Below are 11872 nucleotides of genomic sequence, written 5' to 3' on the forward strand. Positions count from 1 at the left end.
AGTCCCCCACCTCAGTGTGACGGGTGCTACCGCTATTTCTCCAGGGTGAACTGATTGACGTCGATGTAGCCGGTCCGGAACGCGTCGGCACAGCCGGTCAGGTACTTCATGTACCGCTCGTAGACCTCTTCGGATTGGATCGCGACGGCCTGGTCCCGGTGCGCCTGCAGGGCCTGCGCCCACAGGTCGAGCGTCCTGGCGTAGTGCGGCTGCAGCGACTGCCTGCGGGTCAGCGTGAAACCCGCCTTCGCCGAGTGGTCCTGCACCATCTCGATCGACGGCAGCCGGCCCCCCGGGAAGATCTCGGTGACGATGAACTTGATGAACCGGGCCATCTCGAACGTCAGCGGTATGCCGCGCTCGATACATTGCGGCCCCGTCAGCCCGGTGATGGTGTGCAGCAGCATCACTCCTGGATCGGGCCGGCCGGGCAGGATGCGCCGCGCCATCGCGAAGAAGTCGTCGTAGCGATCGTGGCCGAAGTGCTCGAACGCGCCGATCGACACGATGCGGTCGACCGGCTCGTCGAACTGTTCCCAGCCGGCCAGCAACACCCGCTTGGTGCGGGGGCCGCCCATCGCGTCGAAGGACTTCTGCACGTGGGCGGCCTGGTTCTTCGACAGCGTCAGGCCGACGACGTTGACGTCGTAGCGTTCGACCGCCCGGCGCATCGTGGCACCCCAGCCGCAGCCGACGTCGAGCAGCGTCATGCCGGCCCGCAGCCCAAGCTTGCCCAGCGCCAGGTCGATCTTGGCGAGCTGCGCCTCCTCCAAGGTCATGTCGTCGCGCTCGAAGTACGCGCAGCTGTAGGTCTGGGTGGGGTCCAAAAACAGGCGGAAAAAGTCGTCGGACAGGTCGTAGTGCGCCTGCACGTCGTCGAAGTGCGGCGTCAGATCCTTGGCCATGGCCAGGTAGCCTCCCTCGGCCGTGTCACTTCGTGAGGGTGAATTGCGCGACGTTGATCAGCCCTCGGCGGAACCGCACGGCGCACCCGGTGAGGTAGTGGATGAAGTTGTTGTAGACCTCTTCGGACTGGATGGCGATGGCCCGATCCCGGTTGGCCTCCAGGTTGGCGGCCCAGGTGTCCAGGGTTCGCGCGTAGTGCTGCTGCATCAGCTGGATCTGCCCGACGGAGAACCCCGCGGCGCGCGCGTTGTCGACGATGTCGGGCTCGGAGGGCAGTTCACCCCCGGGGAAGATCGACTCGCGCAGGAACTTCAGGAAGCGCAGGTCGCTCATCGTCAGCGCGATGCCCTGCTCGTGCAACCAGCGACGGTCGTAGGTGAACAAGCTGTGCAACAGCATCCGGCCGTCGCCGGGCAGGATGTCGTAAGACCGTTCGAAGAACGCGCCGTACCGCTCCTTGTGGAAGGCGTCGAAGGCCTCGAACGAGACGATCCGGTCGACCTTCTCCTCGAACTCCTCCCAGCCCTGCAGCCGAGCCTCGGCGCGCCGGCTCGTATCGAGCGCGGCCAGCCTGACTTTGCTGCGCTCATAGTGGTTGCGGCTCAAGGTAAGTCCGACGACGTTGACGTCGTACTTCTCGACCGCGCGCACCAGCGCACCGCCCCAGCCGCACCCGACGTCGAGCAGCGTCATGCCGGGCTCGAGCTCCAATTTGTCCAGCGCCAAATCCAATTTGGCGAGTTGCGCCTCTTCCAGCGTCATGTCGTCGCGCTCGAAGTAGGCGCACGTGTAGACCCAGGTCGGGTCGAGAAAGAGGCCGAAGAAGTCGTCCGAAATGTCGTACGCCGCTTGCGAGTCCTCGTAATAGGGTTTCAGCTCGGCCATTATTAGACATCCTCCCAACGCCAACCGTACAACGCGGCAAGTGCTCCGTGAAATCGACAGGGTGCTGAAGAAAGCCGCCCGACGCTGGCCTCAGCCGGCCTCGGCGAAGTTGCCGGTCAGCACGTTGATCAACCGATCCCACAGTTGCTGGGGCAGGTCGTGGCCCATGCCGTCGAATAAGAATAGTCGAGCGCCGTCGATGGCGCGTGCGACTGCGCGTCCGCCCGAGGGACGCATCAGTTTATCGGCCCGGCCGTGCAGGACCACGGTCGGTGCGACCGTCCGCCTGTTGTAGCCGAGCAGGCTGCCGCTCGCCATGATCGCGCTGAAGTGCCGGGCGACGCCCCACGGGTAGTAGCAGCGTTCGTAGCCCTCGATGGCCTCGGCGCGGACCTGCTGCTCGGGCGCCCGGTAGCGCGGGCTGCCGGTGATCTCGGTGACGCGCACGACGTTGTCGACGATCACGTCGCGCGGCGATCCGGGCGGCGGGCCTTTGAGGACCGCCAGCAGGGCGCGCGGCGCCGGCGGCGGCAGGAACGGGCGGTTGTTGCTGGAGAAGATGACCGCCAGGCTCCTGGTCCGCTCGGCGAAACGCCCCGCGAAGACCTGCGCGATCATGCCGCCCATCGACGCCCCGACGATGTGCGCGCGTTCGATGCCCAGGTGATCGAGCACCGCGGCGGCGTCGTCGGCCAGGTCCTCCAGCGCGTAAGCCGCCTCGCCGCGCAGCCCGAACCAGAACCGCAGCAGCCGCGGGACCATGGGCTGGCCGGCGCCCGCCTTGGGGGTCTTGCTGGACAGGCCGACGTCGCGGTTGTCGTAGCGGATGACCCGCAGGCCCTGGGCGACGAGCTTCTCGCAGAACCCCGTCCGCCACAGCAGCAGCTGGGCGCCCAAACCCATGATCAGCAGGACGGGCGGGTGGTCGACGTCGCCCATGTCCTCGTAATACAGCTTCAGGTCGCCCGAGATGGCATGCCCGTTACGGATTTCCATCGGGGCGCCCCTAGACCTCCACGTCGCTTTGGTGCTCGCGGCTGACCTCGACCATGAAATTGGCGAAGTAACCCGTCAGCTGCGGGTCCGACATCATCTGCCACTTCGGTGCCAGCAGCTTCATGTACCGCTCGACGTAGAGGAACTGCTTGCCGATCAACACCAGCTCCCGGGGCAGCTTGACGTCGTAGGCGTCGGCGAGCGCCGACAGCTGCCGCCCGATGTCGGCGTAGGACATGTCGCCCAGCGTCTGCATGGTCAGCGGGGTGGCGAACTTTTCCAGGTCCTTGGCGGCCTCGGCCTCTGGCCTCATGGTGCCGACGGCGCCCATCAGCACGACGATCTTGCCGGCCGAGGCGTGGTCCTTCTTCACCAGCAGCGCATACACCAGCTCGCGCAGCAGCCAGCGGGTGCGGGGGTCGATGCGGCCCATGATGCCGAAGTCGAAGAACACGATGCGGCCCTCGTCGTCGACGTACAGGTTCCCGGCGTGCAGGTCGCCGTGGAAGAGCCCGTGTCGCAGCCCGCCCTCGAAAAGCGAGAACAGCAGCGCCTTGACCAGCTCGGTGCCGTCGAAGCCGGCCTGGCGGATGGCCTTGACGTCGTCGATGCGGATGCCGTGCACCCGCTCCATCGTCAGCACCCGGTCGCTGGTGAAGTCCCAGAACACCTGCGGCACCCGGATGTTCTTGCCCAGCGGCGAGGCGTGCAGGTGGGAGACCCAGGCCTCCATCGACTGGGCCTCGAGGCGGAAATTCAGCTCCTCGGCCAGGTTGTCGGAGAAGTCGGCGACCACGTCCTGCGCCGACAGGCGGCGTCCCAGCTTGGCCAGCTCGACGGCCTGGGCGAACCGCTTGAGGATCTGCAGGTCGGCGGCGACCCGGCGCCGGATACCCGGGCGCTGGATCTTGACGACGACCTCCTCGCCGCTGTGCAGGGTCGCGTAGTGCACCTGCGCGATGGACGCCGACGCGAACGGAGTTTCGTCCCACTTGGCGAACAGGTCGGCGGGGTCGCCGCCGAGCTCCTCGACGAAGAGCTTGTGCACCTCTTTCGGGTCGGCGGGCGGCACCCGGTCGAGCAGCCCGCGAAATTCGCGGGACAGCGACTCGCCGAACGCGCCGGGACTCGAGGCGATGATCTGTCCGAATTTCACGTACGTCGGCCCGAGGTCGGCGAACGTGTCCGGGAGCTGCTTGATCACCTTCTGCTGCCACGGCCCCCTGCCGGGCAGCTTGGTGACGACGCGGGCGGCGGCGCGGGTGACCTGCCAACCGGTGGCTGCTACCCGGGCCGCTTCGACCGGCAGCGGCACCCGGTCGAGCTTGGCCACCTCGCGGTGTTTGGTAGTAGTCATTCCAGCAGTCTGCCAAATCGTGGCTGTCAAGTCCCAATTGCTGTGAGCGCGCTCACCGGGCCCCGGCGAGGGCGAAGTGCGCGGTCCGCTACTTCTTCCAGGGCCGGACCCATCCTTCGATCTCCCAGTTCTCCAGACCGGCGATCAACTCGTACATGGTGGCGCCGTCGATGGTCTCCCGGACGATGTCGGCGTGCCCGGCGTGGCGCGCCAGCTCGTTGATCACGTGCAGGATCACCCAGCGCACCGACCAGGCCTTCTGATTCTTGGGGAACCAGGGGATGTCCTGGGGAACGGGCACCGCGGCGTCGAGGTCGGCGGTGTCGACCAGCCGCAGCGATTCGGCGTTCTGGGCCTCGAAGGCGGCCAGCAGCCCGGCCAGCGTCTCGTCGGGCCGCATCACGTGCTGGTCGCCGAATTCCTTGGTGATCTCGTCGAACGGCCGCGGGTCCTTCGGCGGCGCCTCCGGTGCGGCGGCGACCCGCGCCATCCAGTTGCGCTGCATGGCGGTGACGTGCTTGATCAACCCGCCGACCGAGAGCGCGCTGGCCGACGGCGTCGAGCGGGCCTGTTCGTCGGTGAGGCCGTAAGAGACGGCGAAATAAGCGCTTTGGTGGAACGCCAGGAATTCGCGCAGGGCGTTGCGTTCGTCGGTGACGGGCGGGGCGAGGGCGGGCATGACCAGATCCTAGGTCCAGATGCCGACACCGCCGCCCCTCGCGTCGTAAGGTGCGGGGGTGCAGGTGATTTCGGCGGGCTCGACCGAGCTTTTCGTCGGGCCGCCGGACGCGCCGCTGCAGCTGGCGCGCGTGGACGTGGCGGGCTGCGCCGAGCCGACCCCGATCCGCATCGACGGCGACGGCCTGAGCGGCGAGGCGGTGGCCCCGGCCGGGGCCGGGGTCGTCGAGGTGCCGGTCACGGTCGACGGTGCGGCCGTCGGTCAGCGCCGGGCCGCGCGGGTGCGAGCCGGTTCGGTCACCGCGCCATTCGAGTTCACGGTCGCCGAGCCGGGGTGGACCATGTTCATGGTCAGCCACTTCCACTACGACCCGGTCTGGTGGAACACCCAGGGCGCCTACACCAGCGAGTGGGCCGAAGACCCGCCGGGGCGGCAGACCAACGGCTTCGAGCTGGTCCACGCGCACCTGGAGATGGCGCGCCGCGAGCCCGAATACAAGTTCGTGCTGGCCGAGGTGGACTACCTCAAGCCGTACTGGGACACCCACCCCGAGGACCGTGCCGACCTGCGCCGGTTCCTGGCCGAGGGCCGCGTCGAGGTGATGGGCGGCACCTACAACGAACCCAACACCAACCTCACGGGACCGGAAACCACCATCCGGAACCTGGTGCACGGCAGCGGGTTTCAGCGCCGCGTGCTGGGCGCCGACCCGGCCACCGCGTGGCAGCTCGACGTGTTCGGCCACGACCCGCAGTTCCCCGGCATGGCCGCCGACGCCGGCCTGACGTCGAGCTCGTGGGCCCGCGGGCCGCACCACCAATGGGGCCCGGGCGGCGGCATCGAACGCATGCAGTTCTGCAGCGAGTTCGAGTGGATCGCGCCGTCGGGTCGCGGCCTGCTCACCCACTACATGCCCGCGCACTACGGGGCCGGGTGGGGGATGGACGAGTCGGCCTCGCTCGCCGAGGCCGAGGCCGCCACCTTCGCGCTGTTCGATCGGCTCAAGAAGGTGGCCCTGACGCGCAACGTGCTGCTGCCCGTGGGTACCGACTACACCCCGCCGAACAAGTGGGTGACCGCCATCCACCGCGACTGGGCCGCGCGCTACACCTGGCCGCGGTTCGTGTGCGCGCTGCCGCGCGAGTTCTTCGCCGCGGTGCGCGCCGAGCTGGCGCAGCGCGGGCGCGAGCCGTCGCCGCAAACCCGCGACATGAACCCGATCTACACGGGCAAGGACGTGTCCTACATCGACACCAAGCAGGCCAACCGGGCCGCCGAGAACGCTGTGCTTGCCGGCGAGCGGTTCGCCGTGTTCGCCGCGCTTATGACGGGCGCCGAGTATCCGCAGCCCGCGTTCGCCAAGGCGTGGGTGCAGCTGGCCTACGGCGCGCACCACGACGCCATCACCGGCTCGGAGTCCGACCAGGTCTACCTGGACCTGCTGACCGGCTGGCGCGACGCCTGGGAGCTGGGGCGGGCGGCCCGCGACAACTCGCTGGCGCGCTTGTCGGCCCTGGTGGTCGGTCAGGTCCTTGGTGACCTCGTGGTGTGGAACCCCCTGGCGCACAGGCGCTCCGACGTCGTGACCGCCCGCCTCGACCCGTCGCCGGCCGCCGGGGTTCGGGTGCTCGACCCCGACGGTGTCGAGGTGCCCGCGCACGTCGAACACGACGGGCGCTCGGTCACCTGGCTGGCGCGCGACGTGCCGTCGCTGGGCTGGCGCGCCTACCGGCTGGCGCCTGCCGACCACGCGAACGGCTGGGAATCCATGGCGGGCACGGCGATCGGCAACGAGCACTACCGGCTGGAGGTCGACCCGCGCCGCGGCGGAGGGGTGGTGTCCCTGGTGCGGGAGGGCCGGCAGCTCATCGCCGCCGGCCGGGTGGGCAACGAGCTGGCGCTCTACGAGGAGTACCCGGCGCACCCGCAGCAGGGGGAGGGGCCGTGGCACCTGCTGCCCAAGGGCCCGGTCGTCTGCTCGTCGGAAGTGCCGGCGCGGGTGCGGGCGTACCGCGGCCCGCTCGGTCAGCGACTGGTGGTGCGCGGCCGCGTCGGCGGACTGCTGCGTTACACCCAAACCCTCACGCTGTGGCACGGGGTGGACCGGCTGGACTGCCGCACCGCCATCGACGAATTCACCGGTGCAGACACCTTGCTGCGGCTGCGCTGGCCGTGTCCGGTGCCGGGCGCCATGCCGGTCAGCGAGGTGGGCGACGCCGTCGTCGGGCGGGGCTTCGCGTTGCTGCATGACGGGGACCGCTCCGTGGACACCGCACAGCACCCGTGGACGCTGGACAACCCGGCCTACGGGTGGTTCGGGCTGTCCTCGGCGGTGCGCGTTCGGGTCGGCGACGACGTGCGGGCGGTGTCGGTGGCCGAGGTGGTGACGCCGGCCGAGTCGGTGTCCGGGCCGCTGGCCCGCGAGCTGATGGTCGCGCTGGTCCGCGCCGGCGTCACGGCCACCTGCAGCGGCGCCGACCGGCCGCGCTACGGCTGTCTCGACGTCGACTCCAACCTGCCCGACGTCCGGATCGCGCTAGGCGGCCCCGCCCGCAACTCCTTCGCCAAAGCCGTTCTGGCACAAGCAGATCCGCAATATACCGCCGAGCTCGATCGTCAGCTGGCGGCGACGGGTCGGGCCCGGGTCTGGGTGCCGGCCGAGGCCCCGCTGGCGGCGGCCTGGGTGCCCGGCGCGGACCTTCGATCGCCGCGGGCGCTGCCCGTCCTCGTGGTCGACGGTGACCCGGGGCTCCCCGACGACGGCCTGGCCGCCGCGATCGCGTCGGTGGTCGACGACCTCGGCGACTTCGAGATCGTGGTCGCCCAGGACCCGCGGCGGGCGCCGCCGGGCATGCAACGCTTCGAATCCCACACCGTCGCGCTGCTCAACCGCGGGGTGCCGAGCTTCGCCGTGGACACCGACGGCACCCTGCACACCGCGCTGATGCGGTCTTGCACCGGCTGGCCGTCGGGCACCTGGATCGACGATCCGCGCCGCACCGCCCCCGACGGATCCAACTTCCAGCTTCAGCACTGGACGCACGCCTTCGAATACGCATTGGTCAGCGGCGACGGCGACTGGCGTCAAGCCGAAATCCCAAGCCGCGCCGCACAATTCGCCGATCCGCTGCTGGCGGTCGTCCCGGGCGGGGCACGCGGGGGGCTGGCGCCGTGCGGTTCGCTGCTGCACGTGGAACCGGCCAACACGGTGCAGCTGGGCGCCCTCAAGGCGGCCGGCAACCCGCTGACGACCGGCAGCGCGCGGCCCGTCGACCCCGGCGCGGTAGCCCTGCGATTGGTGGAAACCACCGGAAACGGCGTCCGCGTCGACCTCGGCTCGGGGCCGGGCACGGTGCGCGGGCTGCAGTTCGCCGACCTGCTGGAAAATCCGGGCCGCGACACGACGTCGATAGACCTGCACGGCTACCAGATCGCCACCGTGCTGGCCCGTCTCGAAATACCCTCGTTTTCAACGGCTTCTGAGCGTTCGGCGCGGCTGGCGCCGGACGCGGAGGCCGCTCAGCCGCTGTACGCCCGTTACTGGCTGCACAACCGCGGACCCGCGCCGCTGGGGGGGTTGCCGGCCGTCGCGCACCTGCACCCCCGGCGGGTGACGGCCGTGCCGGGCGGCCAGGTGGCGCTGCGGCTCACCGCGGCCAGTGATTGCAGCGACGCCGCGCTCGCCGGCGCGGTGACCCTGGTGTGTCCGGACGGCTGGTCGGCCGCACCGGCCGAGCTGCCGTTCAGGCTGCGCGCCGGCGAGCACCGCGAGGCCGACCTGGTGCTGTCGGTCCCGCCGCGCGCGCGACCCGGCCTGTACCCGGTGCGCGCCCAGCTGGGCCTCACGGGGGACGACGTTTCCGCGGCCTGGCGGCAGGTGGTCGAGGACGTGTGCGTGGTCGAGGTGGGCGACTGTGCCGAGGCGGAGCTGCTCCACCTCGTCGACGGGCCGGTCGACGTCGAGCTCGCGGCGGGCGGGACGGCCCGGCTGGCCGTGACGGTGGGCACCCACGCCCGGGCCGACCTGGCGCTGGAGGGGCACTTGATCAGCCCCTGGGGCACGTGGGAGTGGATCGGCCCGGCCGCGCTCGGTGCGGTGCTGCCCGCCGGGGGCGCGGTCGAGCTCGGCTTCGACGTGGCGCCGCCGCCGTGGCTGGACCCCGGCCGGTGGTGGGCGCTGGTCCGGGTGGGCTGCGCCGGCCGGCTGCTCTATTCGCCGGCGGTGCGGGTGACGGTGACATGAGCGCCCGGGTGGTGGCGACCATCGCCGGGGAGCCGGTGCCCGTCGAGGAGGTCGACGCGGCCGAGGTGCGGCTGCGGGACCGCCCGGGCGCGGCCGCGCTGCCGGCGAGCGGCACCGCCGAGGGCCGGCAGCTGCGGCGCTGGCTCACCCAGCTGATCGTGACCGAGCGGGTGGTCGCCGCCGAGGCCGCCGCGCGCGGCCTGACCGCGCGGGGCGCCCCGGCCGAGGCCGAGCTGCTGCCCGACGTGACCGCCCGGCTGGAGATCGGCAGCGTCGCCGCCGCCGCGCTGGCCGACCCGCGGGCGCGGGCGCTGTTCGCCGACGTCACCGCCGCGGTCGGGATCGGCGACGACGACGTCGCCGCCTACCACACCCGCAACCCGCTGCGGTTCGCCGCGCCGCTTTCCGGCCCGCACGGCTGGCGGGCGCCCGCGCGGGTCGGGCCCCCGCTGGAGGAGGTGCGCCCGGCGATCGCCGAGCACCTGCGGGGCGCCGCGCGGCGCCGCGCCTTCCGGGTGTGGCTGGACGCCCGGCGGGCGGCGCTGGTCCGGCTCGCGCCCGGATACGAGCATCCCGGCGACCCGCGCCAACCCGACAACACCCACCGCCACTGATGACCGCGCTCACCCTTTGCCTGGACATCGGCGGCACAAAAATCGCTGCCGCCCTGGCCGATCCCGAAGGCACCCTGGTGCACACCGCCATCCGGCCCACGCCCGCCGGCGGCGCAGCCGAGGAGGTTTGGGCCGCGGTCGCGGCGAGCATCGCCGACGCGATGCGCGTCGCCGACGGTCCCGTCACGGCCGTCGGCATCGGTTCGGCCGGGCCCATCGACCTGCCCGGAGGGAGCGTCAGCCCGATCAATATCCGGTCCTGGCGCGGCTTCCCGCTGCGCGACCGGGTCGCCGCCGCGGTCCCGGGCGTGCCGGTCCGGCTCGGCGGCGACGGCGTGTGCATGGCGCTGGGTGAGCACTGGCGCGGTGCGGGCCGCGACGCGCGCTTCATGCTCGGCATGGTGGTGTCGACGGGCGTGGGCGGGGGATTGGTGCTCGACGGCGTCCCGTACACCGGGCGCACCGGCAACGCCGGCCACGTCGGGCACGTGGTCGTCGAACAGGACGGCCGGGCGTGCGCGTGCGGGGGCCGTGGCTGCGTCGAGACCGTCGCGGCCGGCCCGGCGCTGGTGCGCTGGGCGCGGGACAACGGCTGGTCGGCGCCGCCCGGAGCCGGCGCGAGGGACCTGGCCGCCGCTGCGGCGACCGGCGATCCGCTGGCGGTGCGGGCGTTCCGCCGGGGCGCCACCGCGCTCGCGGCGATGATCGCGTCGGTCGGGGCGGTGTGCGACCTCGACCTCGTCGTCATCGGGGGCGGCGTCGCCAAGTCCGGCGTCGTGCTCTTCGACCCGCTGCGCGCCGCGCTGGCCGATTACGCCGGGCTGGATTTTCTGGCCGCGCTCCGGGTGGTGCCGGCCGGGCTGGGTGGCGAGGCCGGCCTGGTCGGCGCGGCCCGGCTCGCGAGTTTTGGCTGACCGCGGGGCGTCACGCTATTGTGGTGGCGATCCACCGAAGACCGTCGGTCACCGAGCAATCGGTTGAAGGTCCGGGAACATCCCGGCGGCCCACGCAGGAGGACTGAGGCAACTTTCGCCGGCCCGTGCCGGCGCATCTCCACGCCCCGGCCGCTTCCTGCGCCGGGGCGTACTTCCTTCTCAGGCGTTCCTCCGGTGTATCGCGACGACTTTCACCGACAGGAGGTATGCATGGCCAGAGCTGACAAGGCCACCGCCGTTGCAGACATCACGGAGCAGTTCAGGGAGGCGACCGCCACCCTGATCACCGAGTACCGCGGCCTGACCGTGGCCAACCTGGCCGAGCTGCGCCGTTCGCTGGCGGGATCGGCCACCTACACCGTGGCGAAGAACACGCTGATCAAGCGGGCCGCGTCGGAGGCCGGGATCGAGGGCCTCGACGAGCTGTTCGCCGGCCCGACGGCCATCGCGTTCGTCAGCGGGGAGCCGGTTGACGCCGCCAAGGCCATCAAGACCTTCGCCAAGGACAACAAGGCCCTGGTCATCAAGGGCGGCTACATGGATGGCCACCCGCTGACGGTCGCCGAGGTCGAGCGCATCGCGGACCTGGAGTCCCGCGAGGTGCTGCTGGCCAAGCTGGCCGGAGCGATGAAGGGCAACCTCGCCAAGGCGGCCGGCCTGTTCGCCGCCCCGGCCTCGCAGATGGCCCGGCTCGCGGCCGCGCTGCAGGAAAAGAAGGCCACGGAGGCCCCCGCCGCCGCGGCCGAAGCCCCAGCCGAAGCCGCGCCCGAAGCCGAAGCCCCGGCCGAAGCCGAAGCACCGGCAGCAGCCGAATAACCCCCAAAACCCCAAACCAGGAAGGACCCACAATGGCAAAGATGTCTACCGACGACCTGCTCGACGCGTTCAAGGAAATGACGCTGCTCGAGCTCTCCGACTTCGTCAAGAAGTTCGAGGAGACCTTCGAGGTCACCGCGGCCGCCCCGGTCGCCGTCGCTGCGGCGGGCCCCGCCGCCGGTGGCGCGCCCGCCGAGGCCGCCGAGGAGCAGTCGGAGTTCGACGTCATCCTCGAGGCCGCCGGCGACAAGAAGATCGGCGTGATCAAGGTGGTGCGCGAGATCGTCTCCGGCCTGGGCCTCAAGGAGGCCAAGGACCTCGTCGACGGCGCCCCCAAGCCGCTGTTGGAGAAGGTCGCCAAGGAGGCCGCCGACGACGCCAAGGCCAAGCTCGAGGCCGCCGGCGCCACGGTCACCGTCAAGTAGTTCCGTTCACGAAACC

General features: G+C 71.1%; 10 protein-coding genes. 5 read left to right on the top strand and 5 right to left on the bottom strand.

What is annotated here, in order from left to right; genetic code table 11:
* Positions 1 to 32: 32 nt before the first annotated feature.
* From mmaA2 to A5705_RS11170, 5 genes are all read right to left on the bottom strand, one after another.
* Complete coding sequence (mmaA2, locus tag A5705_RS11150; protein WP_067877162.1) at positions 33 to 905, bottom strand: cyclopropane mycolic acid synthase MmaA2; 873 nt, start codon at positions 903 to 905, stop codon at positions 33 to 35.
* Between the two features lie 25 nt (positions 906 to 930).
* Complete coding sequence (gene mmaA1, locus A5705_RS11155) at positions 931 to 1791, bottom strand: mycolic acid methyltransferase MmaA1 (protein ID WP_068277493.1); 861 nt, start codon at positions 1789 to 1791, stop codon at positions 931 to 933.
* Between the two features lie 90 nt (positions 1792 to 1881).
* On the bottom strand, positions 1882 to 2787 hold the full coding sequence (locus A5705_RS11160) for an alpha/beta fold hydrolase (RefSeq protein ID WP_067877156.1): 906 nt from the start codon (positions 2785 to 2787) through the stop codon (positions 1882 to 1884).
* Positions 2788 to 2797: 10 nt separating this feature from the next.
* Positions 2798 to 4144, bottom strand: a complete 1347-nt coding sequence (locus A5705_RS11165; RefSeq protein ID WP_067877153.1) for an AarF/ABC1/UbiB kinase family protein — start codon at positions 4142 to 4144, stop codon at positions 2798 to 2800.
* Positions 4145 to 4232: 88 nt separating this feature from the next.
* A complete protein-coding gene (locus tag A5705_RS11170; protein ID WP_068277495.1) occupies positions 4233 to 4823 on the bottom strand; it encodes a DinB family protein in 591 nt (196 codons plus the stop codon).
* Between the two features lie 58 nt (positions 4824 to 4881).
* On the opposite strand from A5705_RS11170, the gene A5705_RS11175 reads away from it, so the two are divergent.
* The 5 genes from A5705_RS11175 (at position 4882) to rplL (ending at position 11856) form a co-directional block, all read left to right on the top strand.
* On the top strand, positions 4882 to 9066 hold the full coding sequence (locus A5705_RS11175) for an NEW3 domain-containing protein (protein ID WP_068277498.1): 4185 nt from the start codon (positions 4882 to 4884) through the stop codon (positions 9064 to 9066).
* Positions 9063 to 9680, top strand: a complete 618-nt coding sequence (locus A5705_RS11180) for a malonyl CoA-ACP transacylase (protein ID WP_068277500.1) — start codon at positions 9063 to 9065, stop codon at positions 9678 to 9680. Before A5705_RS11175 ends, A5705_RS11180 begins: the two co-directional genes overlap by 4 nt.
* A complete protein-coding gene (locus tag A5705_RS11185; RefSeq protein ID WP_067877142.1) occupies positions 9680 to 10594 on the top strand; it encodes an ROK family protein in 915 nt (304 codons plus the stop codon). The genes A5705_RS11180 and A5705_RS11185 overlap by 1 nt, the downstream gene beginning before the upstream one ends.
* Positions 10595 to 10825: 231 nt before the next feature.
* Entirely contained in the window at positions 10826 to 11431 is a 606-nt protein-coding gene (gene rplJ, locus A5705_RS11190) for a 50S ribosomal protein L10 (protein WP_067877139.1), read from the top strand.
* Between the two features lie 32 nt (positions 11432 to 11463).
* Positions 11464 to 11856 carry a 50S ribosomal protein L7/L12 gene (gene rplL / locus A5705_RS11195; protein WP_067877137.1) on the top strand — a complete coding sequence of 131 codons (393 nt, stop codon included), beginning with the start codon at positions 11464 to 11466 and terminating at the stop codon, positions 11854 to 11856.
* The last annotated feature ends 16 nt before the right edge of the window (positions 11857 to 11872 follow it).

Origin of the sequence: Mycobacterium sp. E787 (genome assembly GCF_001668725.1) — a bacterium.
GTDB lineage: Bacteria > Actinomycetota > Actinomycetes > Mycobacteriales > Mycobacteriaceae > Mycobacterium.